At 72.2% G+C, this 25106-nt stretch carries 21 protein-coding genes and 1 pseudogene; 12 read left to right on the top strand and 10 right to left on the bottom strand.

The window, feature by feature from the left end; genetic code table 11:
- Positions 1–83: 83 nt before the first annotated feature.
- Positions 84–1325 (top strand): annotated as a pseudogene (locus PSQ21_RS09285) (arginine deiminase); the annotation flags it as partial.
- Positions 1326–1546: 221 nt separating this feature from the next.
- Here PSQ21_RS09285 and PSQ21_RS09280 read toward each other — a convergent pair.
- Both PSQ21_RS09280 and PSQ21_RS09275 read right to left on the bottom strand, forming a co-directional pair.
- Positions 1547–1912 (bottom strand): hypothetical protein, encoded by a 366-nt coding sequence (locus PSQ21_RS09280; protein ID WP_097955513.1) that lies wholly within the window; start codon positions 1910–1912, stop codon positions 1547–1549.
- Positions 1913–2105: 193 nt separating this feature from the next.
- Positions 2106–2621, bottom strand: a complete 516-nt coding sequence (locus tag PSQ21_RS09275) for a hypothetical protein (RefSeq protein ID WP_274029967.1) — start codon at positions 2619–2621, stop codon at positions 2106–2108.
- Between the two features lie 842 nt (positions 2622–3463).
- On the opposite strand from PSQ21_RS09275, the gene dusB reads away from it, so the two are divergent.
- The 4 genes from dusB to PSQ21_RS09255 all read left to right on the top strand — a co-directional run bounded on the left by dusB (position 3464) and on the right by PSQ21_RS09255 (position 10214).
- On the top strand, positions 3464–4612 hold the full coding sequence (gene dusB / locus PSQ21_RS09270; protein WP_274029966.1) for a tRNA dihydrouridine synthase DusB: 1149 nt from the start codon (positions 3464–3466) through the stop codon (positions 4610–4612).
- Between the two features lie 618 nt (positions 4613–5230).
- Positions 5231–7942 carry a pyruvate, phosphate dikinase gene (gene ppdK, locus PSQ21_RS09265; RefSeq protein ID WP_274029965.1) on the top strand — a complete coding sequence of 904 codons (2712 nt, stop codon included), beginning with the start codon at positions 5231–5233 and terminating at the stop codon, positions 7940–7942.
- Between the two features lie 594 nt (positions 7943–8536).
- A complete protein-coding gene (locus PSQ21_RS09260) occupies positions 8537–9580 on the top strand; it encodes an ArsR/SmtB family transcription factor (RefSeq protein WP_274029964.1) in 1044 nt (347 codons plus the stop codon).
- 220 nt (positions 9581–9800) lie between these two features.
- A complete protein-coding gene (locus PSQ21_RS09255; protein WP_274029963.1) occupies positions 9801–10214 on the top strand; it encodes a VOC family protein in 414 nt (137 codons plus the stop codon).
- Between the two features lie 57 nt (positions 10215–10271).
- Here PSQ21_RS09255 and PSQ21_RS09250 read toward each other — a convergent pair whose 3' ends face one another.
- The 3 genes from PSQ21_RS09250 to nirB form a co-directional block, all read right to left on the bottom strand.
- On the bottom strand, positions 10272–11438 hold the full coding sequence (locus PSQ21_RS09250) for an alkaline phosphatase PhoX (protein WP_274029962.1): 1167 nt from the start codon (positions 11436–11438) through the stop codon (positions 10272–10274).
- 167 nt (positions 11439–11605) lie between these two features.
- On the bottom strand, positions 11606–11965 hold the full coding sequence (gene nirD / locus PSQ21_RS09245) for a nitrite reductase small subunit NirD (protein WP_274029961.1): 360 nt from the start codon (positions 11963–11965) through the stop codon (positions 11606–11608).
- Positions 11965–14583, bottom strand: a complete 2619-nt coding sequence (gene nirB / locus PSQ21_RS09240) for a nitrite reductase large subunit NirB (RefSeq protein WP_274029960.1) — start codon at positions 14581–14583, stop codon at positions 11965–11967. The genes nirD and nirB overlap by 1 nt, the downstream gene beginning before the upstream one ends.
- A 179-nt stretch (positions 14584–14762) precedes the next feature.
- Here nirB and PSQ21_RS09235 point away from each other — a divergent pair, with 179 nt between their 5' ends.
- Complete coding sequence (locus PSQ21_RS09235) at positions 14763–15554, top strand: TSUP family transporter (RefSeq protein ID WP_274029959.1); 792 nt, start codon at positions 14763–14765, stop codon at positions 15552–15554.
- 18 nt (positions 15555–15572) lie between these two features.
- Here the strand turns inward: PSQ21_RS09235 and PSQ21_RS09230 are convergent, their stop codons facing one another.
- The 4 genes from PSQ21_RS09230 to PSQ21_RS09215 form a co-directional block, all read right to left on the bottom strand.
- The gene (locus tag PSQ21_RS09230) at positions 15573–16205 is read right to left on the bottom strand and encodes a class F sortase (RefSeq protein ID WP_274029958.1); all 633 of its coding nucleotides are present in this window, start codon (positions 16203–16205) and stop codon (positions 15573–15575) included.
- A gap of 82 nt (positions 16206–16287) precedes the next feature.
- Entirely contained in the window at positions 16288–16833 is a 546-nt protein-coding gene (locus PSQ21_RS09225) for a hypothetical protein (protein WP_274029957.1), read from the bottom strand.
- A 420-nt stretch (positions 16834–17253) separates the two neighbouring features.
- The gene (locus PSQ21_RS09220; RefSeq protein WP_274029956.1) at positions 17254–17724 is read right to left on the bottom strand and encodes a DUF5990 family protein; all 471 of its coding nucleotides are present in this window, start codon (positions 17722–17724) and stop codon (positions 17254–17256) included.
- Positions 17725–17792: 68 nt separating this feature from the next.
- Positions 17793–18605, bottom strand: a complete 813-nt coding sequence (locus tag PSQ21_RS09215; RefSeq protein ID WP_274029955.1) for an aminotransferase class IV family protein — start codon at positions 18603–18605, stop codon at positions 17793–17795.
- Between the two features lie 94 nt (positions 18606–18699).
- On the opposite strand from PSQ21_RS09215, the gene PSQ21_RS09210 reads away from it, so the two are divergent.
- The 3 genes from PSQ21_RS09210 to PSQ21_RS09200 all read left to right on the top strand — a co-directional run bounded on the left by PSQ21_RS09210 (position 18700) and on the right by PSQ21_RS09200 (position 20227).
- On the top strand, positions 18700–19326 hold the full coding sequence (locus PSQ21_RS09210; protein WP_274029954.1) for an NADPH-dependent FMN reductase: 627 nt from the start codon (positions 18700–18702) through the stop codon (positions 19324–19326).
- 71 nt (positions 19327–19397) lie between these two features.
- Positions 19398–19739: a divalent-cation tolerance protein CutA gene (cutA, locus tag PSQ21_RS09205; protein WP_274029953.1), complete on the top strand. Its 342-nt coding sequence runs from the start codon at positions 19398–19400 to the stop codon at positions 19737–19739.
- Entirely contained in the window at positions 19736–20227 is a 492-nt protein-coding gene (locus tag PSQ21_RS09200) for a gamma-glutamylcyclotransferase family protein (protein ID WP_397989161.1), read from the top strand. Before cutA ends, PSQ21_RS09200 begins: the two co-directional genes overlap by 4 nt.
- A 142-nt stretch (positions 20228–20369) precedes the next feature.
- On the opposite strand, the gene PSQ21_RS09195 is transcribed toward PSQ21_RS09200, so the two are convergent.
- A complete protein-coding gene (locus tag PSQ21_RS09195; RefSeq protein ID WP_397989160.1) occupies positions 20370–21230 on the bottom strand; it encodes a vancomycin high temperature exclusion protein in 861 nt (286 codons plus the stop codon).
- A gap of 255 nt (positions 21231–21485) precedes the next feature.
- On the opposite strand from PSQ21_RS09195, the gene PSQ21_RS09190 reads away from it, so the two are divergent.
- The 3 genes from PSQ21_RS09190 (at position 21486) to PSQ21_RS09180 (ending at position 25095) form a co-directional block, all read left to right on the top strand.
- Positions 21486–22289, top strand: a complete 804-nt coding sequence (locus PSQ21_RS09190) for a sirohydrochlorin chelatase (RefSeq protein ID WP_274029952.1) — start codon at positions 21486–21488, stop codon at positions 22287–22289.
- Positions 22290–22343: 54 nt separating this feature from the next.
- Positions 22344–23711, top strand: a complete 1368-nt coding sequence (locus tag PSQ21_RS09185) for a deoxyguanosinetriphosphate triphosphohydrolase (protein WP_274029951.1) — start codon at positions 22344–22346, stop codon at positions 23709–23711.
- A 124-nt stretch (positions 23712–23835) separates the two neighbouring features.
- On the top strand, positions 23836–25095 hold the full coding sequence (locus tag PSQ21_RS09180) for an NAD(P)/FAD-dependent oxidoreductase (RefSeq protein ID WP_274029950.1): 1260 nt from the start codon (positions 23836–23838) through the stop codon (positions 25093–25095).
- Positions 25096–25106: the final 11 nt, after the last annotated feature.

Below are 25106 nucleotides of genomic sequence, written 5' to 3'. Positions count from 1 at the left end.
CCCGCACTCGCCCGCAGCGAGCGGGGTTCCCGCACGTCCCCTCTGCCGTAACCGAGCGAAAGGCCCATCGTGAACAGCACCGCCCCGCTTCCGCCCTCGGCGTCCACTCCGAGGTGGGACGCCTGCGCAAGGTTCTCGTCTGCGCCCCCGGACTGGCCCACCGGCGCCTGACCCCGACCAACTCCGGCGACCTGCTCTTCGACGACGTGATGTGGGTGGAGAACGCCCAGCGGGACCACGCCGACTTCGTCGCCCAGCTCACCGGGCGTGGCGTGGAGGTCGTCGAACTGCACGAACTGCTCGCCGCCACGGTGGCTCTGCCCGAGGCCCGGTCGTGGCTCCTGGACCGGAAGATCACCGCCAACGAGGTGGGCCTCGGCCTGATCGACGACACCCGCGCCTTCCTGGAGACCCTGACCCCGCGGCAGCTCGCGGAGTACCTGATCGGTGGGCTCGCCACCGCCGACCTCCCCGACGCGTTCCGCTCGGGGTACGTGGCACTCGCCCGCGAGGGGGCCGGGGCACGGGAGTACCTGATGCCGCCGCTGCCCAACACCCTGTACACCCGCGACACCACCTGCTGGCTCTACGGCGGAGTGACCCTGAACCCGCTCTACTGGTCCGCCCGGCGCGACGAGACCCTGCTGATGAAGGCGATCTACACCTTCCACCCCGATTTCCGGGGCTCCCACGTCTGGTGGGGCGACCCCGAGAAGGAGTGGGGCCAGGCCACGTTCGAGGGCGGCGACATCATGCCCGTCGGCAACGGCGTCGTCCTCATGGGCATGAGCGAACGGACCTCCCGCCAGGCCATCACACAGGTCGCGGCCGCCCTGTTCGAGCAGGGGGCGGCCGAGCACGTGATCGTCGCCGGGATGCCGAAGCTGCGCTCGGCGATGCACCTCGACACGGTGTTCACCTTCGCCGACCGGGACATCGTCACGCTGTACCCGCGCATCATGGACGGCGTCCACGCCTTCTCGCTGCGGCCGTCCGACCTGGCTCCCGGGATCGAGATCACCGACGAGGGCAGCACCCCGTTCACCGAGGTCGTGGCCCGCGCCCTCGGCCTCCCCCAGCTGAGGGTGATCGAGACGGGCGGTGACGTCTACGCCTCGGAGCGCCAGCAGTGGGACAGCGGCAACAACGCGGTGGCGCTGGAGCCCGGCGTGGTCTTCACCTACGACCGCAACACCCAGACCAACGCGCTGCTGCGCCGGGCCGGGGTGGAGGTCATCACCATCGTCGGGGCGGAGCTCGGCCGGGGCCGGGGCGGCGGGCACTGCATGACCTGCCCGTTGATCCGCGACGGGGTGACGTTCTGACTGTGGGACCGCCGCACGTCGGGCACCCCGCTTCCTGGCTCCGCCCACCCGGTGGGCCGTGCCCAGTCAGCCGTCCGGCGGTGGACGCCGAGAGCTGCGCCTGCCGGAGCCCTCGCACCGGATCGCACGGGGAGGCCGGGCCCCGGAGGTACCAGGGGCGCACCCGTGAGGGCCCGAGGCGGCTTCCGGTCTCGGGCCCTCACGGGTTATACCGCCTGCGCTCACCGCCCTGCGGAGGCCCCGAGCTGCTTGATCTTCTCAAACGGATAGCCGCCGACGATCCCGATGATCAGGGCGTACCCGGCGAAGGCAGCGAGCCCCCAGGTCGAGATCGACCGGCCGCCACCGCTCATGATGACGATGCCCAGGGGAACCAGCGGCGCGGCCCCGAGTGCGGCGACACCGGTACACCAGAACGCCACCAGGTCGTTCGCCCGCTTCCGCAGTGCGGGGTCAGCCTTCACCTCGGCCGGGACCTCGTAGCCGACGGCCCCGTCGCACACCTTGCCCCGGTAGCCGGTGCGGGCTGCCAGCGAACTGACGACGACCAGCAGGAAGAAGCAGCCGAAGAGGAACAGGTAGGCCATGTGTACCTCGTGCTCTGTCGTGCCCTGCCGCAGGTCCGTCGCGCTGTTCCCGGCCGACGCGCGACGACGGCTGCGGCACCTCGCCTCGCTGTCGGAACATCCCCGTACATCCAGTATGCGGATGTCCCCGCAGGCTTGCGATGACGCGCATCCGACGCCGCGCGCTGATCCACCGGGGGCGGCGGGACGGCCCTCAGCGGACGTACTTGATGATGAAGGCGATGACCATGTTGACGGCCTTGTCCTTCACCCACCCGGGCAGGAACTTCCAGACGACGCCGCCGATCTCCCCGCCGATGCATCCGATGATGGCATTGCGGACGTAGGTCTTCTTGCTGGATGCCTTGCCCGCCCCGATATCGCTCAGCACCGAGGTGGGAATGGAGGCCAGCGCACCCTTCGCGCACCAGGCGGCGGCCGCGATGGCCGCGGCGGCGATCGGAAACGCGCGGGGCTGCACGCTGCCGGAGGATCCCCGGCTCATGGCCCTTTCCAGTTCGGCCATCGCCTCCGGGCCCATGCCCTCCTCGATGTACTGCCGCTGCTCGGTGGTGAGCGGCGGTACTTCCTCTGCTGCCGCCAGCGCCGTCGCCTGCTGCTGCGCCGGGACGGCGGCCGTGGCCGTGGGCGCCACGGTGGCGAGCAGGGCACTGCTGGTGAGGATGGCGATGGCGGACAGTGCGATGCCGCGCGTGCTGGTTCTGCGCATGAAGATTTCCCCCACTTGTGGATGAACAGGCCCTCGCTGCTTCTTAATTGGCGAGGCCGCCTCTCTTGCGCCGCCCACGGGTCAGGCGGTCGGCGTCGCAGAGATCTTTGCATTGCGGGAGGGCGGCACGGAAAGCGGCCGGGGGTGAAAAGAATCATCGAAGGAGTGGGCAACCCGGCTGCTTTAGATTTCGTCGTCGGGGTGGTCACGGTCGGGAAACTCCGCTTCCTTCGGTGGATACTTCGTCAAATTCCTTACCTGGTCGCCGATATGACGCAGAGAGGGTTCTGTGTGTGGTCGGGCGGTACGCGTCGCACCGCCGACGACAGCGGCGACGGGAGTGAAACCGGGCAGCACGGGGCAGCCCCTACCGGACCGGATGCGCGCGATGCCGCTGATCGCGTCGCCCGGCAGCTCCCAGTGACAGCCCGCCTGTCCGTCCGCGCCCGGCCGGAGCGGCTCACCAGGGCCGTCCCAGGTCCACCGAGTGCGCCGCGCATCGTCGGATTCCGCCGTCTGTTCGCGCACTCTTTATGCAGCTTGGCGAAGAGATCCGGGAATCCTTCTCGCGCCGGGTCAGCCGGGTGACCGCTCTCCGATTCGGGCGGCCCGCACATGCTCGGTTGTGGAGGAGACAGGTGAGCAGACGAATCGGTGTCTTTTCGTTTGCCCTTCTCGCCTGTGCCGAAGAACTCGAGATCGTCATCCCGTCGCGGCCAGGGCAGGCGATTCCGTCGGAGGCGTTCCGATAACGGGGATCAGGACCCCGATTGAGCCGCCACGGGGCTGCCCTCAGGCGTCCGTCCGTCCGCGTCCCGCGCCGCGTACGCGACAATGGAGCCATGACCACGCTCGCCCCCGCCCTCCCGCAGCTCAGCATCGGCCCGCACACCGTGCGGCCGCCGGTCGTGCTGGCCCCGATGGCCGGCATCACCAACGCCCCGTTCAGGACGCTGTGCCGGGAGTTCTCCGGCGGCAAGGGGCTGTTCGTCAGCGAGATGATCACCACGCGAGCGCTGGTCGAGCGCAACGAGAAGACCATGCAGCTCATCCACTTCGAGGCGTCCGAGACCCCGCGCTCGATCCAGCTCTACGGGGTGGACCCGGTCACCGTCGGCAAGGCCGTCCGGATGATCGTGGACGAGGACCTGGCCGACCACATCGACCTGAACTTCGGCTGCCCGGTCCCCAAGGTCACCCGTAAGGGCGGCGGCTCCGCGCTCCCGTACAAGCGGCCCCTGCTGCGGGCCATCCTCAAGGAAGCCGTCTCCCACGCCGGAGACCTCCCCGTCACCATCAAGATGCGCAAGGGCATCGACGACGACCACCTCACCTTCCTCGACGCCGGCCGCATCGCCGTCGAGGAGGGCGTCACCGCCGTCGCCCTGCACGGGCGCACCACCGCCCAGCACTACGGCGGCACCGCCGACTGGGACGCCATCGCCCGGCTCAAGGAGCACGTCCCGGAGATTCCCGTGCTCGGCAACGGCGACATCTGGTGTGCCGACGACGCCCTGCGGATGATGCGGGAGACCGGCTGCGACGGTGTCGTCGTCGGACGCGGCTGCCTGGGGCGGCCCTGGCTCTTCGCCGACCTGGTGAGCGCCATGGAGGGCCGCGAGGACCGGTACGCGCCCGCCCTGCGCGAGGTCGCGGACGTCATGGTGCGCCACGCGACGCTGCTGGGGGAGTGGATCGGCGACGAGGCCCGTGGCGTGATCGACTTCCGCAAGCACGTGGCCTGGTATCTCAAAGGCTTTGCGGTCGGCTCCGAGATGCGCAAGAAGCTGGCGATCACCTCCTCCCTCGAGGAGCTGGGCAGTCAGCTCCACGAGCTGGACCTCGACCAGCCCTGGCCGGACGGCGCCGACGGGCCGCGCGGGCGGACCTCGGGCAACAACCGGGTCGTCCTGCCGGACGGCTGGCTGAAGGACCCGTACGACTGCGCGGGCATCAGCGCCGACGCGGAGCTGGACACCTCCGGCGGCTGAACCCGTACGGGGGACCCACGCGCGTTCCGTACGGGGGAGGCCTTTCGCGGTCCGTGAGCGGCGGGCCTCTCGCGCTTGCCGCGATGCCGTGATGCCGCCCTGCCCGTACGGCACGCCGTGGGCTCGGGGCCGCCCCGGTGCCGGTGAGGCCCCCGCCGCCGGTGGAGCCCGCGCGGTCTCGGACCTTCGCCCGTAGCCTGAAAGAGGTGCGCCGCAGGGTGCTCAACGACTGCCCGAGGCGTCCGGATCCTGAAATCCGGGGTCCGAAACGAGCGTGATTCACGACACCCTTGATCGGGCTTACGCTCAGATGAGCGTTTTCGACATGGCTGCACTTCTGGAAGACGTGGCACTCAGTGCCACCCTGCTGGATTCGAGAAGTGAACTCACCTGGAAAGTGACCCGCTCACATGAGCGGCAAGGGTCAAGTTTCGGCCATGACGCATTCAGGAGGTGAAGGAGCGAGTTCAGGTGCTTCGGCCGGGCGAGCCTTTCGATCTGCTGGCGGACGGGTGGTTGCGGCCGTATGACGACCAAGTGGACGTACCCATACACCTTCGATCTGGGTATGTTCCTCGCCGTCAGGGCAGCCACCGCGTCCTCGAGGAGTCGAGACCCGTGTCGGAAAACAAAGATCCCCAGAAGTTCGTCTACGACTTCACCGAGGGCAACAAGGATCTGAAGGATCTTCTGGGCGGCAAGGGCGCCAACCTCGCCGAGATGACCAACCTCGGGTTGCCCGTCCCTCCGGGCTTCACGATCACCACCGAGGCCTGCAAGGTCTACCTGGACAGCGGCGACGCGCCGACCGCGCTGCGCGACGAGGTGAGTGCGCACCTCAAGGCGCTGGAAGAGCGGATGGGCAAACAGCTCGGGCAGGCCGACGACCCGCTGCTGGTCTCCGTCCGCTCCGGCGCCAAGTTCTCCATGCCGGGCATGATGGACACGGTCCTGAACATCGGCCTCTCCGACGCCTCCGTGGCCGGGCTCGCCACCCAGTCCGGCGACGAGCGTTTCGCCTGGGACTCCTACCGCCGCCTGATCCAGATGTTCGGCAAGACCGTCCTCGGGGTCGACGGCGACCTCTTCGAGGAGGCGCTGGAGGCGGCCAAGGACGCCAAGAAGGTCACGGTCGACACCGACCTCGCCGCCGCCGACCTGAAGAAGCTCGTCAAGCAGTTCAAGAAGATCGTCGAGTCCGAGGCCGGGCGCGCGTTCCCGCAGGACGCCCGCGAGCAGATGGACCTGGCCATAAACGCGGTCTTCGACTCGTGGAACACCGACCGGGCCAAGCTCTACCGCCGCCAGGAGCGCATCCCCGGCGACCTCGGCACGGCCGTCAACGTCTGCTCGATGGTCTTCGGCAACCTGGGCCCCGACTCCGGTACGGGCGTCGCCTTCACCCGCGACCCGGCCAGCGGCCACCAGGGCGTCTACGGCGACTACCTCCAGAACGCGCAGGGCGAGGACGTCGTCGCCGGCATCCGCAACACGGTGCCGCTCGCCGATCTGGAGTCGATCGACAAGAAGTCGTACGACCAGCTCATGCAGATCATGGAGACCCTGGAGAACCACTACAAGGATCTCTGCGACATCGAGTTCACCATCGAGCGCGGCCAGCTCTGGATGCTCCAGACCCGGGTCGGCAAGCGCACCGCCGGTGCCGCCTTCCGGATCGCCACCCAGCTCGTGGACCAGGGCCTGATCGACGAGGCCGAGGCGCTCCAGCGCGTCAACGGCGCCCAGCTCGCCCAGCTGATGTTCCCGCGCTTCGACGACGGGGCGAGGACCGAGTTGCTCGGCCGGGGCATCGCCGCCTCCCCGGGCGCCGCGGTCGGCAAGGCCGTCTTCGACTCGTACACCGCGATCAAGTGGTCCCGCTCCGGCGAGAAGGTCATCCTGATCCGCCGCGAGACCAACCCCGACGACCTCGAAGGCATGATCGCCGCCGAGGGCATCCTGACCTCGCGCGGCGGCAAGACCTCGCACGCGGCGGTCGTGGCGCGCGGCATGGGCAAGACCTGTGTCTGCGGCGCCGAGGACCTGGAGGTCGACACCAAGCGCCGCCGGATGACGGTCGGCGGCAAGGTCATCGAGGAGGGCGACCTCGTCTCGATCGACGGCTCCACCGGCAAGGTCTACCTGGGCGAGGTACCCGTCGTACCGTCCCCGGTCGTCGAGTACTTCGAGGGCCGGATGCACGCCGGGGCCGACGACGCCGACGAACTGGTCGCCGCCGTGCACCGGATCATGGCGTACGCGGACCGGGTGCGCCGGCTGCGGGTGCGGGCCAACGCCGACAACGCCGAGGACGCGCTGCGGGCCCGCCGCTTCGGCGCCCAGGGCATCGGCCTGTGCCGCACCGAGCACATGTTCCTCGGCGAGCGCCGCGAGATGGTCGAGAAGCTGATCCTCGCGGACACCGACGACGAGCGCGAGGCCGCGCTGGCCGCTCTGCTCCCGCTGCAGAAGGCCGACTTCATCGAGCTGTTCGAGTCGATGGACGGGCTGCCCGTCACCGTCCGCCTCCTCGACCCGCCGCTGCACGAGTTCCTTCCCGACATCACCGAGCTGTCGGTGCGCGTCGCACTCGCCGAGTCCCGCAAGGACGCCAACGAGAACGACCTCCGGCTCCTGCAGGCGGTGCACAAGCTGCACGAGCAGAACCCGATGCTGGGGCTGCGCGGGGTGCGCCTGGGCCTCGTCATCCCCGGTCTGTTCGCGATGCAGGTGCGGGCCATCGCCGAGGCCGCCGCCCAGCGCAAGAACGCCAAGGGCGACCCGCGCGCCGAGATCATGATTCCGCTCGTCGGCACGGTCCAGGAGCTGGAGATCGTCCGCGAGGAGGCCGACCGGGTCATCGCCGAGGTCCAGGCGGCCACCGGTACCGACCTCAAGCTGACCATCGGCACCATGATCGAGCTGCCGCGCGCCGCGCTGACGGCGGGCCAGATCGCCGAGGCCGCGCAGTTCTTCTCCTTCGGCACGAACGACCTCACCCAGACGGTGTGGGGCTTCTCCCGCGACGACGTGGAGGCCTCGTTCTTCACCGCGTACCTGGAGAAGGGCATCTTCGGGGTCTCCCCGTTCGAGACGATCGACAAGGACGGCGTCGGCGCGCTGGTCCGCAGTGCCGTCGAGGCCGGCCGGGCCACCCGCCCGGATCTCAAGCTCGGCGTCTGCGGCGAGCACGGCGGAGACCCGGAGTCGGTGCACTTCTTCCACGAGGTGGGCCTGGACTACGTCTCCTGCTCGCCGTTCCGCATCCCCGTAGCCCGCCTGGAGGCGGGCCGGGCCGCAGCCGAGTCCCGGGGCAGTGACAGCCGCTGACCCGGACTCACCGGCCGGGGCTGCACGAACAGCCCCGGCCTCATGGGCAGGGCTGCACGAACAGCCCTGCCCACCGACCAGGGCCGCGAAGGCCCCGCCGAGAAGCGGCGGCACCCTGTGCGGGGGTGCCGCCGCTTCGTCCCGTGCTGACCGGAAGTGACCGGTGGTACGGAAGTGGCGTGTGCGGAAATGACCGGCGATACGGGGAAGTCGTCAGAAGCGCGCACCGAAAGTCGCGCAAGGAATGTGGCGCAGAGCACATTGCTTCGTTTAATGCGCAAAGAAATGCGGGTGACGGGCCGGGGTGGACCGGGGTGCGGTCCATGGATCCCCACCCATGGACCGCACCCGGCTTACCCCCGTCGGGTACGGAGCCGCACCGTCGCCCACCGCCGCCGAACACACAAAGCCCCCCACGGCCTTCACGTGCTCATCCGGTGGGCACCGGATGCGTACCCGACGCCGTACAGCTTTTCGGGTGCAGCGGAACGGGGCGAGACCTTTCACTTCTGGCCGAAACCCCGTGGTGACCTCCTGTGACGGTCCGCATACCCTTTGGTGGGGGCAATTGCGGATGCAACAGGTGGGGGAGTAGTGCTGCGTATCCATGTGTCCAGGCTGGACCTTTCGCGGGTGCGGATGGCCACGAGGCCGGACGCGCTGTGGGAAACCATTCTCAGTTTTCACCGGATCCGGGACCGCCGTGCTTCGACCGTGTTCGGAAAATGGCGTTCGGAATCCCGGGCGCGGTTGAATGGCGAAGCACAGCTGCTGGCGGCGGTCGTCCCGCCCCGCGGCTATTTCCCGGATTTTCTGACGCCCTCCCAGGAGGGCTCCGAGCCTTTCGGGCTCGACGTCGGAATGGAGGCGCTGCGCGACACTCCCGCCGACCGTGTCCACGCGGAGCTGGAGCTGCTGGCCGCCGGGCGGATACGGCAGCGGGCCGGCCTGTCCGCCGGCCCGCGTCAACGAGACCCCGGAGCGGGAAGAGCGAGCGCGGCGCTGCCCGCCGCGCTCATGGAGGGCCGTGCCGAGCCGCTCGCCCGGCTCATCGGGGCCCTCCGCAGCTACCACCACGCGGCCGTGGAGCCCTACTGGCCGCACATCCGGGCCAGCGTCGAGGCGGACCGGGCTGTCCGCGGCCGGGCCCTGCTGGACGGCGGAGCGGACGGGCTCCTGGCCACCCTGCCGCCGATGATCCGGTGGCGTTCGCCCGTGCTGGAGGCGGACTACCCGTTCGACCGCGATCTGCACCTGGACGGGCGCGGGCTGCTGCTCCAGCCCTCCTTCTTCTGCCGGGGCACGCCCGTGGTCTACCGCGACCCGTCGCTCCCGCCGGTGCTCGTCTACCCGGTGGCCAACCCCGGCGCCCCGGTCTTCGCGGAGCCGGGACCCTGGCTCGGCCGGCTCGTCGGCCACACCCGCTCGGCCGTCCTCTCCTCCATCGGCACCGGCTGCACCACCAGCGAACTCGCCCGCCGGGCCGGGGTGTCGCTGGCCTCCGCGAGCCAGCACGCCTCCGTGCTGCGCGAGGCGGGCCTGGTCCTCACGCTGCGCCACGGCAGCTCGGTCCTGCACACCCTGACCCCGCTCGGCGGCTCCCTGCTGCGCGGCGGAGCCCCGCTCGCCCTGCCCTAGGGCAGGGCGAGCCGAGAGAGCCCGGCGGGCCCGCGTGGCCGTCGTCCGGAGCCCGTCGTCCGGAGCCGTCGTCCGGGGCCGTTGTCCGGGGCCGTTGTCAGTGGGCCGTGCGAATCTTCTGCCGTACGCCGATGAGTTCAGCACGACCCCGTCGTCTAACCATCGAGAGCGCCGGACGGACCACCGCGGGCGCCACGGGACAGAGGAAGAGGAAACGACCATGGCTCAGATGATCTTCGTGAACCTGCCGGTGAAGGATCTGGAGACCACCAAGGGCTTCTTCGAGAAGCTCGGCTACGGCTTCAACCCGGCGTTCAGCGACGACAAGACGGCCTGTCTGGTCATCAGCGACACCATCTTCGCCATGCTGATGACGGAACCGCGCTTCAAGGACTTCACCAAGAAGGAGGTCGCCGACGCCTCGAAGACCACCGAGGTCATCCTGGCCCTGAGCTGCGACAGCCGCGAGGAGGTCGACCGGCTGGCGGACGCCGCCCTGGCCTCCGGCGGCTCCCCGGCGGGCGAGACGCAGGACCTCGGCTTCATGTACGGCCGCTCCTTCCAGGACCCCGACCACCACATCTGGGAGGTCATCTGGATGGACCCGGCCGCTGCCGCCGGGGACCAGGGCTGAGCCGCGGGAGGTGCGCCGGGCCGGGGGACGGGCGCCGGCGCACATGGGGCGCCCGCGTCAGCCGCGGAAGGGCCCCTTCACCTCGTACGTGATGCCCCCGGAGGAGCTGCCGCTCGTCCCGCGCTGCGAGGAGAAGTAGAGACGGCTGCCGTCCGGCGAGAACGCGGGCCCGGTGATCTCCGAACCGGACTGGCCGGTGATCCGCAGGAACGGGGCGACCGTGTCGTCCGGCGTGATCAGGCAGATCTCCATGTTCCCGCCGTCCTCCGCGATGTACAGGTCGCCGGACCCGGACCGCGTGACGTTGTCCACGCCGGTCAGCGGGGCCGAGCCGCCCGACACCAGCGAGTCGTCGTACGCGAGCGAGATCGACGAGGTGGTGGCGTCGTACGCCCACACCCGGTTGTCGCCCTTGGTGGTGAACCAGCAGGTGCCCGCCGCGTAGAAGCAGCCCTCACCGCCGTTGAACACCTTCGCCCCGGACACCTGGTGCCGGGTCTGCGTGGAGGAGCCGGCCGGATCCGGCACGTTCGCCCACGTCACCGGTCCCGAGGTGCCCGTGCCCGCGACCAGCACCTGAAGGGTGCCGCTCGACAGGTTCCCCCAGGTCGTGGGCCGGAAGCGGTAGAAGCGGCCGTCGCTCTCGTCCTCGGTGAGGTAGACGTAGCCGTGGTCCGGGTCGGCGGCGGCGGCCTCGTGCTTGAAACGGCCCATCGCCGGACGCCGCACCGCGGCGTTCACACCCCAGGGGTCGGTCTCGTACACGTACCCGCGGGAGACCTCCTCGCAGGACAGCCAGGTCTTCCACGGGGTGGCGCCGCCCGCGCAGTTGTTGTTCGTACCGGAGAGGATCCGGTACGCCGACGTCACCGTCCCCGAGGAGTTGAACTTCACCGCGCTCGCCCCGCCCCCGCTGCTCGGGGACACCTCGGCGTTGGAGACGTAGATCCAGCCCGAGCCGTCGGCGTACGTCGCCCCGCCGTCGGGCGCGCTGTGCCAGCGGTAGGAGGTGCCGGGCACGGTCTGCCCGGAGCGGGCGATGACGCGGCTGGTGAAGCCGCTGGGCAATTGGATGCCGTTGCCGTTGGCCGCCTGGAGCGCGCCGTACGGGCCGGGGGCCGGCTGGGCCGGGTCGGCGAAGGCGGCGCCCCGCCACAGCGTGCCGCCGAAGGCGGCCGCCGAGCTGCCGATCACCGCGGTGCGCAAGAAGGTCCGACGTTCCACGATCACTCCACGGATGAGTGTGGGCCCGCCGCTCCGGACGGACCGGCGGGTCGCGCGTCAGGACTGTAGGAGACCGGAGTTGACGGGACGTCAATCCTGGGTGAACGGGCGGCGGAGGAGTTGCACGGGCCCTACCCGCGACCCGGCCGCCGCCCGAGGCCGGCCGGTCAGTCCGTCCGTACGGTGAAGACCGGCACCGCCGCCCCCTCGTCGTCCAGGCACGCGCCCGTCGCCAGGTCGAAGCGCTGCTTCAGCAGCGGCGAGGCCACGAACGGCCGCCCGCCCGCGGAACCGAGCAGGCCGCGCGAGAGGACGTACGCCCCGGTGAACGGGTCCCGGTTGCCGATCGCGTACACCTGGCCCGCCCGGTCCATGAAGACGGCCGCCTGGTCCCCGTCCGGCAGCAGCACCGCCACGCCCCGCCCGGGGGTCAGCAGTCCCCGTTCGCAGACCGTCAGCCAGTCCTTGCCGTGGGCGAGCCGGACGTATCCGGTGTCCCTCGCTGTCGTGATCGTCGCGGTGGTCATCAGGAGGCGGTCCCTTCGAGGGTGCGGACGGCGAGCACGGGTCCCGCGAGCAGTTCCAGATCCGGCTTGATCTGGTCCCGTTCCGGAACGAACTTCACCGAGGGGTCAGGGGCGTCGGGGGCGTTGACGAAGGTGACGAAGCGCCGCAGCCGTTCCGGGTCGTTGATGGTCTCGGCCCACTCGTCGCGGTATCCGGCGACATGGTCGGCCATCAGCCTCTCCAGCTCCTCGCAGAGTCCCAGCGAGTCGTGGACGACCACGTCCCGGACGTGGTCCAGGCCGCCGTCGATCCGGTCCAGCCAGGCGGAGGTGCGCTCCAGACGGTCGGCGGTGCGGATGTAGAACATCAGGAACCGGTCGATCAGCCGCACCAGCTCGGCGTCGGAGAGATCCTGGGCCAGCAGGTCCGCGTGGCGCGGGGTGGCCCCGCCGTTCCCGCCGACGTACAGATTCCAGCCCTGGGCGGTGGCGATGATCCCGAAGTCCTTGCCCCGGGCCTCCGCGCACTCGCGGGCGCATCCGGAGACCGCCGACTTCAGCTTGTGCGGGGAGCGCAGGCCCCGGTAGCGCAGCTCCAGGTCGATCGCCATCCGCACGGAGTCCTGCACGCCGTAGCGGCACCAGGTCTGCCCCACACAGGACTTCACGGTGCGGAGCGACTTCCCGTACGCGTGCCCGGACTCGAAGCCCGCGTCCACCAGCCGGGTCCAGATCGCCGGCAGCTGGTCGACCCGGGCCCCGAAGAGGTCGATGCGCTGACCGCCGGTGATCTTCGTGTAGAGGCCGAAGTCGCGGGCCACCTCACCGATGACGATGAGCTTCTCCGGGGTGACCTCACCGCCGGGTATGCGCGGCACGATCGAGTACGACCCGTTGCGCTGGAGGTTGGCCAGAAAGTGGTCGTTGGTGTCCTGGAGCGCCGCCTGCTCGCCGTCCAGGACATAGCCGCTCGCGCCCACGGTCGGCGCGAGCGAGGCGATGACCGAGCCGACCGTCGGCTTGCAGATCTCGCAGCCGTCCCCGCCCCGCGCCTCCTCGCGGCCGTGCGAGTCGAGCAGGGAGGCGAAGGAGGTGACCTCCAGGGTGCGGACGATCTCGTACAGCTCGCTGCGGTCGTACGGGAAGCAGCCGCACAGCCCCGCGTCCGCCGGAGGCGGCATCAGCTGCCCGATCACCTTCAGACAACTGCCGCAACCCGTACCGGCCTTGGTGCACTTCTTCACCTCGGGCAGCGTGGTGTGCCCGCAGACCGCGCCCTTGGTCACGTTGTGGCAGGAGCAGATCACCGCGTCGTCCGGCAGCGCGGAGGGGCCGAGCGCCACCGGGCCTCCCGCCCCGGCCGGCAGCACCAGCTGCTCGGGGGCGACCGGCAGCACCGTGCCCGTCATCGGCCGCAGCGTGCCGTACTGGTCCGCGTCCCCGACCAGCACCCCGCCCAGCAGCGTCCCGTCCCGCCCGATCACCAGCTTCTTGTAGACCCCCGACCGGGCGTCGGAGTACACCACGTCGAGCGCCCCCTCGGCGGCCCCGTGCGCGTCGCCGAACGAGGCCACGTCCACGCCGAGCAGCTTCAGCTTTGTCGACAGGTCCGCCCCCGTGAACACGGACCGGCCGCCCGCGATCACCTCGGCCGCCGTCTGCGCCATCTCGTAGCCCGGCGCCACCAGCCCGTACACGCGGCCGTCGGCGGCCAGCGCGCACTCGCCGATCGCGAACACGGCCGGGTCCGAGGTCCGGCACTCCTCGTCCACGACGATCCCGCCGCGCTCCCCGACGGCCAGACCGCACTCCCGGGCCAGCTGGTCCCGGGGCCGCACGCCCGCCGAGAAGACCACCAGATCCACGGCGAGCGAGGAGCCGTCGGAGAGGGCCATCCCGGTCACCGCGCCGTCCGCGCCCGCGCCCGTCAGGATCTCCTGCGTACCGACCCCCGTGTGCACCGCGAGACCCATGTCCACCACCGTGCGCAGCAGCGCCGCGCCCCCGCCCTCGTCCACCTGGACCGGCATCAGCCGGGGCGCGAACTCCACCACGTGGGTGGACAGCCCGAGCCCCTTCAGCGCCCCGGCCGCCTCCAGACCGAGCAGCCCGCCGCCCACCACCGCACCGGTGGCCGCGCCCTTCGCGTACTCCTCGATCGCGACGAGGTCCTCGATCGTCCGGTACACGAAGCAGCCCCGCGCGTCCTTCCCCGGCACCGGCGGCACGAAGGGGTACGAGCCCGTCGCCAGCACCAGCGTGTCGTACCGGAACACCGCCCCCGACCGGGCGGTCACCGTCCGCCCCGCCCGGTCGACGCCCGTCGCCGGGTCACCGACGTACAGCTCGATGCCGTGCCGGTCCATGAAGTCCCGCTCCACCAGGGAGAGGTCCTCGGGACTCTGCCCGTCGAAGTACGAGGTGAGCCGCACCCGGTCGTAGGCGGGCCGGGGCTCCTCGCAGAGCACGACGACCCGGGCGGCGCCGGCCGCCGGGGTCAGTCCGCGGTCCGCGAGGGCCTCCAGGAACCGCTGGCCGACCATGCCGTGCCCGACGACCACGATCGTCGGAACGGCGGTGTGCGCCACGGCGTCAGGGGCGGCGGCGGGGGTGCTCAGGTCGAAGGTGGGCTCCGGCATCTCAGTGGCCTCCGTCGGTAGTCCTCATGCCATGAGCGTGGGCGTGAGGTGTTACCCGGCCGCATCCCGCCTGTTTCCCGGGCGGAACCTTGCGCTCAGCGGCGGCGCCGGGGCCCTGTGAGGGGCCGACGGCCATCCGGGGGAGAAGAGCCCCGACGACAGGCGTCTAAGGTCGGGTCGTGCCTGACATAACACTGACCACTCTGGTGCTCCTCTGCCTCGCCGCGGCCGCCGCGGGCTGGATCGACGCCGTGGTGGGCGGCGGCGGACTGCTGCTCCTGCCCGCGCTCCTGCTCGGCCTGCCGAACGTCCAGGCGGCCCAGGTGCTCGGCACCAACAAGGCCGTCGCGATCGTGGGCACCTCGGGGGCCGCGGTGACCTTCCTGCGCAAAACCCCGGTACGGGTGGGGCTGGCGGTGCGGGTCGGGCTGATGGCGCTCGCCGGGTCGATGACCGGGGCGTTCTTCGCCGCCGGGATCAGCAGCGATGTGCTCCGCCCGGTGATCATGGTCGTGCTGCTCGGGGTCGCGGCCTTCGTGCTGCTGCGCCCGTCCTTCGGGGCGTCCACGGCGGGTGACGGCACGGACCGGCCGGTCACCCGGGCCCGGATCGTCACGGCGATCGTGCTGGTCGGCGGCGGTATCGGCTTCTACGACGGGCTGTTCGGCCCGGGCACCGGCACCTTCCTGGTGCTGGCCCTGAGCGCGGTGCTCCACCTGGACCTGGTGACCGCGTCGGCCACCGCGAAGATCGTCAACGTGTGCACCAACGCGGGGGCGCTGGCGATGTTCGCGTACCAGGGCACCGTGCTGTGGCAGCTCGCGGCCGTGATGGCCCTCTTCAACCTGGCGGGCGGGATGATCGGGGCCCGGATGGCGCTGAGCCGGGGCAGCGGCTTCGTCCGGGCGGTGCTGCTGACCGTGGTGTTCTCGCTGGTGGCCAAACTGGGCTTCGACCAGTGGAACGCGTGACGGCCGCAGGACGTCGTTTCAGCGCACCTCGGTGAGGTGCGCGTACGCCACCACGTTGCCCTGGTAGCCGGTCTCCTTCGAGAAGCCGCCGCCGCAGGTGATCAGCCGGAGCGACGCGTGCGGCGAGTCGCCGTAGACGCGCTGGTCGGGGAAGGCGTCGTTGTCGTAGACCTCGATGGCGTCGATCGAGAAGACGGCCGTGCGCCCGTCCTCGCGGACCACCTCGACCACGGTCCCCTTGGTCAGGGCCCCCAGGGCGTAGAAGACGGACGGGCCGTCCGCGTTGTCCACGTGCCCCGCGACGATCGCGGTGCCCCGCGCGCCGGGCGGGACGCCGTCCGCGTACCAGCCCGCGAGGTTGCGGTCCTCGTCCGGCGGTACGTCGAGGCTGCCGTCGGCGGCCAGCCCCAGCCGCGTCATCGGCGCGTCCACCTCGATGCTCGGGATGCGGATGCGGACCGGCTCGGAGGGGTTGAGCGGCTCGGCGACCGGGGAGCCGGGCTGGAGCTGGGGCCCGGCGGCGAAGGCCTGGGCGCTGGAGGGCTGCGGCGGGATCAACTGGCCGCCGGGGCCGTTCTGGATGAGCCAGATGCCGCACAGCACGGCGATGCCCACCAGCCAGCCCTTGGCCTTCTGCGCGCTCGGTGACACGGCGTCGTCCTCGGTCGGTGGTCCGGGGCGGACGGGGCGCGCTCGGGGACGCGCCCCGCCCGGTCAGGGGGGAAGCGGATGTTCAGCTTCCTTCGGCGCCCTCGGAGCGGCGGCGCAGCAGCCACAGTCCACCGACGGCGGCCAGGCCGATCACGCCGACGCCGAGGGCGACCTGCGTGGAGTCCGGTTCGACGCTGCCGCCGACCCCGGTCCGCACATGGCCGGACGGGCGGTCGTGGATCGGCTTCTCGTGCTTGCCGCCGCCGATCACCTCCAGGTCGCCGACGGCGTCCTTGCCGTTGTCGCAGGAGACGATGATCTCGTAGGTGCCGGGCCGGGTGTCGCGGGGCACGGTGAACTTGCCGACCACGACCTCCTTGTGGGTGCCGGGGCGCATCTCGAAGTCCCCGGCGTCCAGGGAGTTCGCGTCGCCGATGCCCGAGCCCTTCTTGCCGCAGGCGGTGGTGTTCACGGTGACGGTGGCGCCGGGGGGCGCGGTCGCCGGGGTGATCTCCAGACGGCCGAAGTCGCCCGCGTACGCGGACGGAGCGGCGGCGGCGAGACCGAACGCGATGACGGTGAACGCGGCACCGACGGTGCCGGTCACGAGGCGGGCAGGACTGCGCATGGGGATCCTCCGGGCAGACGGCGCGAGCGGGTGTGTCCTGCCCCCGAGCCAACGGGGGCCCGGCCCGCCACGCCTTCTGACGTGGGGTCAGCTTTCACCCGTACGGACCGGCGCGGCGCTCTTGCCGGAAGGGATCGCCGCAGGTGGCGGCGGTGCGGCTGGGCCGTTCGGTCCGTGCTGCCGGTCCGGGTGCCGATCGGGTGAGGCTGGTCGGCGAAAAGTGACGCAGGTCACATGAATGACGTCGCGGACCCCGGGCACACGCTAGACACCCCCCACGGGACGGAACCCCGCCCCCCACGGCACCGCCCCCTCCGGTCCACTCCCCCCTTGGACCGGAGGGGGCGGTGTCGTACCCGGCTCATCCGGCCGCGTGCGCCCCCGGCTCCCGGGCTCTGCCCCGCCCGCCCCCGGCTCTTCTCAGGCTCCGCTCGCCCCGTCCATGGCGCTCCAGACGATCTGCGGCGGGCGCACCCGGGCGCACAGCGGCTGCCCCTTGGCGTCGGTGAGCCCGAGCCGCCCGGTGAGCCGTCCGGTGCGCGCGGCGGCTTCGAGGACGTCCGGGTCGATGTCGTCGAACATCAGCTTGGCGCGCCGGAACATGGTGAAGACCCCGGCGTCGTCCACCGTGCCCCAGGACAGATAGACGAACCGTCCGCCCATCCGGTTCTGGATGTACGGCCCCGACACCTCGACCCCGTCCGCCGTCGCGGTGGCCGTGCAGTCGAGGACCCACGAGGCGGAGGGGGCGTCCCCCGGGTGCGGGTCGAGCAGCTCGCCCGGCCGGTCCTTGCGCTGGACGCCGACGTGGATGTTCGCGTACCCGGGAAAGTCGCTGTCCGGGCCGCAGCTGCGACCGGGGAGAGCGGTGGCCTCGATGTGGATCTGCATGCTCCCATCGTCATGCATGGTCCGGCACGGCCGAAGCGCGCTGCCCCGCCCCACCTCGGGCGGGGTTCTCACACGGTGTCCACCGGAGCGGCGTCGTACACCGCGCCCAGGTCTCTCATCAGCTTCTCGTCGACCGTGAACGCGGTGCCGTCGATCCGCCGCACCGGCGCGAGGCCCCGCGAGTTGCAGACGAACGCGGCCGGATAGCGGCCCACCCCGTCCGGGCCCTCCAGCGTCACCGGGCGGCGCGCCGACGGCCGTCCGGCCCGCTCAAGCCCCTGCTCCAACAGGGTCATCGTGGTGCCGGCGAGCGCCGGGGCGTCGGGCCACACCACCGAGCTCCCGTCCCAGAAGCCGATGTTGGTGATCGCGCCCTCGGTCACGACTCCGCCGGGCGCGGTCAGCAGCGCCTCGTCGAACCCCGCCCGCCCGGCCAGCGCCCCGTAGTACGTCTGCCCGAACTCGCCCGGCCGTTTGATGTGCGGGGCCGTGCGCGCGTACGGCACCGACATCAGGCTCCGCGCCCCGGCCGGCCCGGCGGCGGGCTCCCGGACCGTCACCATCAGGGTCGTGCGCGTCGCACCGGGCGGCAGGTAGCCGTTCACCCGCACCGAGGCGTCCCGCAGCCCCGCACCGCCCAGGGCGTGCCGGATCAGTTCCCGCACCAGGTCACCGCCGACCGGGAGGCCGAACAACTCCCGGTTCGCGGCGTCCAGCCGGGCGAGATGAAGTCCGAGGCCCCGCACCCCGCCGTCCCGCACCTGCATGGCGGTGAAGTGGCCGAAGCCGTGCAGCGCGGGGATCCGCAGGTCCTCCTCGGTGGCCAGGTGGCCGTCGAACTCGATGCGGGGCAGGGGCGTGTCCGGCCGGTACGTCGTCATGCGGCCACCGTAAGCGCGGCGCCGGACCCGGACCGGGCAGGAACCGGACGGCACCCTTGACCTCAACCAAGGTTGAGGGGGAAAGGTCGACGCCATGGACATCACAGCCGTATCCACGTCATCCACCGTGCCCGCCACCGAGTCCGCTCCCCTCAAGGTGGCCGTCATCCTCGGCAGCAACCGCGACGGCCGCTTCGGTCCCGTCGTCGCCGACTGGTTCCTGGCCCGCGCGGCGAGCCACCCCGGCATCGAGACCGAACTGGTCGACGTCGCCGAGGCGGACCTCCCCACCGCCATCACCTTCAGCCCCGGGCCCGAGGAGGCGGCGCGGCTCGGCGCGGTCTCCGCCCGGCTCGCGGCGGCCGACGCCTTCGTCGTCCTCACCCCCGAGTACAACCACTCCTTCCCCGCACCACTGAAAACGCTCATCGACTGGCACAGCGAGGAATGGCAGGCCAAGCCCGTCGCCTTCGTCAGTTACGGCGGCATCTCCGGCGGGCTGCGGGCCGTCGAACAGCTTCGGCAGGTCTTCGCCGAACTGCACACCGTCACCGTCCGCGACACCGTGTCCTTCCACAACGCCGGCGCGCTCTTCGACGACCAGGGGAGCCACCTGGACCCGGGGCCCGCCGACGCGGCGGCCAAGACGCTGCTGGACCAGCTGGTGTGGTGGGGCACCGCCCTGCGCGACGCCCGGAATCTCCGTCCGTACGGCGCCTGACCCGCCGTGGGCCGACAATCGCATCGAAGGCCCACGGGCAGGGAGCCCGCCGTACTCCGAGGAGACCGACGATGACAGCGCCGCCGGCATGGCTGACCGTACTGACCACGACCGACAGCGAGGACAAGGCCGACGCCCTGGCCCGGTCGGCGGTGGAGGCCAGGCTGGCGGCCTGCGCGCAGATCTCCGCCCCCGTCACCTCCGTCTACCGGTGGCAGAACGCCATCGAGTCGACAGAGGAATGGCAGGTGCTCTTCAAGACGACGGCGGAACGCTACGACGAACTGGAGGCACACCTCCAGCGGGAGCACGACTACGAGACGCCGGAGATCATCGCCCTGCCGGTGATCCGGGGCAGCGCCCGCTACCTCGGCTGGGTGACGGCGGAGACGGCGCCCCCGGCTGCCCTGTGACGGCGGCCATGACCATGATGACCGCCCCCGGCGGCCCGGTCGCCGGCGAGCTGCCCTTCTTCGTGTACGGAACGCTGCTGCCGGGCGAACCCAACCACGACCTGTTCCTCCGGGGCCGCACGGCGGGGGAGCGGCCTGCCGTGCTGCCCCGGGCCCTGCTCTACGACGGCCCCGGCTACCCGTACGCGATCGACGGCCACGGCCGTGTCCACGGCACGCTGCTCGTCGCCGCGCCGGGGGTGTACGGGGAACTGCTCGGGCTGCTGGACCACCTGGAGGAGTTCCTCGGCCCCGGCCACCCGCGCAACCTGTACGAACGCGTCGTCCGCGAGGTCGAGCTGCCGGGTCAGGGGGCGTCGGAGGCGGGGGAGCCCGCGCGGGCCTGGGTCTACCTTGCCGCGGCCGCCGTCACCCGCTCGCTGCGGACCGGCGGCGTCCTCATCCCCGGGGGCCGGTGGACCACCGGCCGCGCGGTGGACGGCCCCTGAGAGGGCTGCCCCTCGTGGCGCCGGGTGTCACCCGCCCGGCGCAATCCGCCGGGCGGACACGCGCCACACCGCGCCCGGCGCCGTCCGCGCACGCGGCTCGCACCGCGCCCGGCGCCATCCGCGTACGCGCCCCGGGGACGCGTCAGCGTGTCCCGACGGCCAGCGCCTCCGCCACGCCCCGCTCCTTGGGTCCCAGGAACCGCGGGTCGGGCCGGAGCAGGGCGTCCAGCGCGGCCTTGCCGGAGGCCGCCAGCTCCCGGGCGCCGCCGTAGTACCAGGTGACGTCCCGTGGCTCGTCGACCCCGACGCCGTACGCGTCGATCCCGGCCGACCGGCACAGGGCGACCGCCCGGTGGATGTGGAAGCCCTGGCTCACCAGCACCGCCCGGTCGACCCCGAAGATCTTCTTGGCCCGGACGCAGGAGTCCCAGGAGTCGAACCCGGCGTAATCGCTCACGATCCGCTCGTCGGGCACTCCGCGTCCGGTGAGATACGTGCGCATCGCGTCCGGCTCGTCGTACTCCGCCCGGCTGTTGTCCCCGGTGACCAGCACGACCTTCACCTTCCCGGTGCGGTACAACTCAGCCGCCGCGTCCAGCCGGTGTGCGAGGTACGGGGTCGGCCGGCCCTCCCACAGCCCGGCGCCGAACACCACCGCGACCTCCCGCGCCGGAGCCCCGGCCGTCGTGCCCACCCGGTCGCCGGCCTCCAGCCGCATCCAGGTCGCGGGCGCCAGGGCCAGCGCACAGGCGACCATCAGCCCCTGCGCCAGCCGCCGCTGCACCCGCCGGGTGCGCGGCAGCCGCACCACGGGCCACGACGGCAACCGGGACCGGGCGGGCAGTCGCAGCCGGGCCGCCGGCAGCGGCACGGACCTGTCCCACAGCCGGGCCCACAGCCGGGCCGGCAGTCGCGGCACGGGCCGGCCCGGCCGCCGGCGCTCCCTCAGCCACCGCCCGAGCGCCTTCCGTCCCTCCCCGGCCTGCCCGCTCTTCCCACGCACCAGAACCCCCACCCGTCCGTCCGCCGTCGTTCCGCCCGCCGCGCCAGGTGCGCGCGGGCCGTGTGCCCCCACCCCACCTGACGCCCGGGATGCCGCAAAGGTTCGCCGGCCGCCCCGGTCGTGGCGTCCGGCACCGGCGGCGGAGCGGAACACGCGGGCGTACGCACACCGCCCCCGCCCCCACCGTGAGGAGGCGGAAAACGGCGGTGACCCTCGCGCAACGGCCCGGCAACCTCCGCCCGCCACCATCGGTCCATGACGCACCGCACCCGGCGGCCCGGCCGCCCCGCACAGGACGGCGGCGCTCCCGCCCCGGCCCTGGTGGCCGTAGCGCACGGCAGCCGCGACCCGGAGGCCCTGCGCACCGTGCTGGCCCTCCTGGACCGGGTGCGCGACCTGCGCCCCGGCCTCGACGTCCGGCTCGGCCACATCGAGCTGAACCGGCCGCTGCTCCCGGACACCCTGGACAACCTGCGCGGGGCCGACGCCGTCCTCGTACCGCTGCTCCTGGGACGCGGCCACCACGTCAAGCGCGACCTGCCCGCCACGGCGGCCGCCGCCCCCGGCGTCCGCACCCGGATCGCCGCGCCGCTGGGCCCGCACCCCCTGCTCGTCGAGGCGCTGTGCGGGCGGCTCGACGAGGCCGGCTGGGACCCCGCCGACCAGGGCGGCCGGCGCGCCGCCGTCGTCCTCGCCGCCGCCGGGTCCCGCGACCCCGACTCCGCCCAGGACACCCGGCACACCGCCCGCGCGCTCGCGATGCGCCTTTGCGTGCCCGTCGTCCCCGCGTACGCCTCCGCCGCCACGCCCACCGTCCAGGCGGCCCTGCGCGCCCTGGCCGCCCGGGGCCGCCACCGGACCTTCGTCGCCTCGTACTTCACCGCCCCCGGCCGCTTCGCGAGCGCCTGCGCCGACGCCGTACCGCACCGGGCCGCCGCCCCGCTCGGCGCCCACCCGGCGATGGCCCGCCTCGTACTGCACCGCTACGACCAGGCGCGGTCCGCCCCGGAAGGTGCCCCGGCCCCGGCCGACGCGGTGAGCCTGCTCGCTTCCGCCTGACATCCCGGGCCCGCTCACGCCACGTTGTCGGTCCCGGTCGCTACTGTCGGAACCATGGACGGCACACAGGGCGCACACGGGGCAGACCGGACACAGGGCGCACGCGGCGCACGCGGCGCACACGGCGCACACGGCGGACGGGGGCCCAGCCCCTACGGATCCGCCGACACCGAGCGCTTCGACACCGAGGAGGACAAGCGTCCCGGCCGCACCGCCTTCCAGCGCGACCGCGCCCGGGTCCTGCACTCCGCCGCCCTGCGCCGGCTCGCCGGGAAGACCCAGGTCGTGACGCCCGGCACCCGCTCCCTCGTCTGGGACGCCAGCCCCCGCACCCGGCTCACCCACTCCCTGGAGTGCGCCCAGGTCGGCCGCGAGCTGGGCGCGGTCCTCGGCTGCGACCCGGACCTGGTGGAGACGGCGTGCCTGGCCCACGACCTGGGCCACCCGCCGTTCGGCCACAACGGCGAACAGGCGATCGACGACTTCGCCTCCGACTGCGGCGGCTTCGAGGGCAACGCCCAGTCGCTGCGGCTGCTGACCCGTCTGGAACCCAAGCGCTTCGTCCGCGACCCGCGCACCGGCGACCTGGTCAGCGTCGGCCTCAACCTGACCCGGGCGGCTCTGGACGCCGCCACCAAGTACCCGTGGCCGCGCGGCGCGCACCCCACCGACCCGCACTCCGCCAAGTTCGGGGTGTACGCCGACGACGTCCCGGTCTTCGCGTGGGCCCGCGAGGGCGCCCCCGAGGACCGCACCTGCTTCGAGGCCCAGGTCATGGACTGGTCCGACGACGTGGCGTACAGCGTCCACGACTTCGAGGACGGGCTGCACGCCGGTCACATCGACCCCAACTGCCTCTACGCCGAACCGGAGCGCGAGGAGATCCGGGCGGTCGCCATCGGCCGCTACGTCCCGGCAGGCACCGACCCGCAGGAGCTGTCGGAGGCCCTGGACCGGCTGATCGACCAGGACTGGTGGCCGCACGGCTACGACGGCTCCGCCGTGGCGCAGGCCCGCCTGAAGGACGCCACCAGCCAGCTCATCGGCCGCTTCTGCATGGCGGCCGAGACCGCCACCCGCGCGGTGTACGGACCCGGCCGCCTCGGCCGGTACGGCGCCGAGCTGGTCGTCCCGCGCGCGGTGCGCCACGAGTGCGCGGTGCTCAAGGCGGTCGCCGACCTGTACGTCATGCAGCGCGCCGAGCAGGAGGCCATCCGCGCCGACCAGCGCGTCGTGATCGCCGAGCTGGCCGCCGCCCTCACCGCCCGCGCCCCCGAAGGCCTGGAACCGCACTTCCGCGCCCTGTTCGACCAGGCGCCCGACGACCACGCCCGCAAGCGGGTCCTCGTCGACCAGATCGCGGCGCTCACGGACGCCTCCGCGCGATCCCTGCACGCCGCGCTGACCGCCCGACGCGGCTGACCGGCAGACTGGAACCTGACCACTGGGGGTGCCCTGTCCGGACACCCCCTCTTTCGCCATCACGCTGCGTGCGGGACGCTCGCAGCTGGGGGCGCCGCGCAGCACCGCACTGAGGAGGCATCAAGTGGTCGACGCACACCAGACGTTCGTCATCGTCGGAGCAGGACTCGCAGGGGCGAAGGCGGCCGAAACGCTGCGCGCCGAAGGGTTCACCGGCCGGGTGATCCTCATCGGAGACGAGCGCGACCACCCCTACGAACGGCCGCCGCTCTCCAAGGGCTACCTGGACGGCAAGGCCGAACGCGACAGCGTCTTCACCCACGAACGCGCCTGGTACGCGGGCGCCGACATCGAACTGCACCTCGGCCAGCCGGTCACCGCGCTCGACCGGTACGCGAAGACCGTGCGGCTCGGCGACAACACCGTCATCCACTACGACAAGCTGTTGCTGGCCACCGGCTCCGAGCCGCGCCGCCTGGACGTTCCCGGCACCGACCTGGCCGGCGTCCACCACCTGCGCCGCCTCGCCCACGCCGACCGGCTGCGCAACGTGCTCGCCGCCCTCGGCCGCGACAACGGCCACCTGGTCATCGCCGGAGCCGGCTGGATCGGCCTGGAGGTCGCCGCCGCCGCCCGCGGCTACGGCGCCGAGGTGACCGTCGTCGAGCCCGAGCCGACCCCGCTGCACCAGGTCATCGGCCCCGAGCTGGGCCAGATCTTCACCGAACTGCACAGCGCGCACGGCGTCCGCTTCCACTTCGGTGCCCGCCTCACCGAGATCACCGGCCAGGACGGCATGGTGCTCGCCGTCCGCACCGACGACGGCGAGGAACACCCCGCCCACGACGTGCTCGCCGCGATCGGCGCCGCCCCCCGCTCCGCCCTCGCCGAGGCCGCGGGCCTGGAGCTGGCCGACCGCGCCCACGGCGGCGGCATCGCCGTGGACGCCTCGCTGCGCACCTCCGACCCGCACATCTACGCCGCCGGGGACGTCGCCGCCGCCGCCCACCCGCTGCTCGGCACCCGGCTGCGCGTCGAGCACTGGGCCAACGCCCTGAACGGCGGACCGGCCGCCGCCCGCGCCATGCTCGGCCAGGACGTGAGTTACGACCGCGTCCCGTACTTCTTCTCCGACCAGTACGACCTGGGCCTCGAATACTCCGGCTGGGCCCCGCCCGGCTCCTACGACGAGGTGATCATCCGGGGCGACGCGGGGAAGCGGGAGTTCATCGCGTTCTGGCTGAAGGACCGCCGCGTCCTGGCCGGGATGAACGTCAACGTGTGGGATGTCACCGAAACGGTCCAGGAGCTGATCCGGGCCCGCCAGCAGCACGACCCGGACGCCCTCGCCGACCCGTCGGTCCCGCTGGGCTCCCTGCTCTGAGGACGGTGCCG

Origin of the sequence: Streptomyces sp. MMBL 11-1 (assembly GCF_028622875.1) — a bacterium.
Classification (GTDB): Bacteria; Actinomycetota; Actinomycetes; order Streptomycetales; family Streptomycetaceae; genus Streptomyces.
This window is presented reverse-complemented; position numbering and strand designations above follow the sequence as displayed.

Bases quoted from the DNA above. Each gene is read 5' to 3' on its own strand.
- cutA (WP_274029953.1), top strand. From the start codon at position 19,398: ATGACAGCGCCGCCGGCATGGCTGACCGTACTGACCACGACCGACAGC.
- PSQ21_RS09190 (WP_274029952.1), top strand. From the start codon at position 21,486: ATGACGCACCGCACCCGGCGGCCCGGCCGCCCCGCACAGGACGGCGGC.
- nirB (WP_274029960.1), bottom strand. From the start codon at position 14,583: ATGCCGGAGCCCACCTTCGACCTGAGCACCCCCGCCGCCGCCCCTGAC.
- PSQ21_RS09225 (WP_274029957.1), bottom strand. From the start codon at position 16,833: ATGCGCAGTCCTGCCCGCCTCGTGACCGGCACCGTCGGTGCCGCGTTC.
- PSQ21_RS09210 (WP_274029954.1), top strand. From the start codon at position 18,700: ATGGACATCACAGCCGTATCCACGTCATCCACCGTGCCCGCCACCGAG.
- PSQ21_RS09255 (WP_274029963.1), top strand. From the start codon at position 9,801: ATGGCTCAGATGATCTTCGTGAACCTGCCGGTGAAGGATCTGGAGACC.
- PSQ21_RS09215 (WP_274029955.1), bottom strand. From the start codon at position 18,605: ATGACGACGTACCGGCCGGACACGCCCCTGCCCCGCATCGAGTTCGAC.
- PSQ21_RS09220 (WP_274029956.1), bottom strand. From the start codon at position 17,724: ATGCAGATCCACATCGAGGCCACCGCTCTCCCCGGTCGCAGCTGCGGC.
- PSQ21_RS09185 (WP_274029951.1), top strand. From the start codon at position 22,344: ATGGACGGCACACAGGGCGCACACGGGGCAGACCGGACACAGGGCGCA.
- nirD (WP_274029961.1), bottom strand. From the start codon at position 11,965: ATGACCACCGCGACGATCACGACAGCGAGGGACACCGGATACGTCCGG.
- PSQ21_RS09275 (WP_274029967.1), bottom strand. From the start codon at position 2,621: ATGCGCAGAACCAGCACGCGCGGCATCGCACTGTCCGCCATCGCCATC.
- dusB (WP_274029966.1), top strand. From the start codon at position 3,464: ATGACCACGCTCGCCCCCGCCCTCCCGCAGCTCAGCATCGGCCCGCAC.
- PSQ21_RS09280 (WP_097955513.1), bottom strand. From the start codon at position 1,912: ATGGCCTACCTGTTCCTCTTCGGCTGCTTCTTCCTGCTGGTCGTCGTC.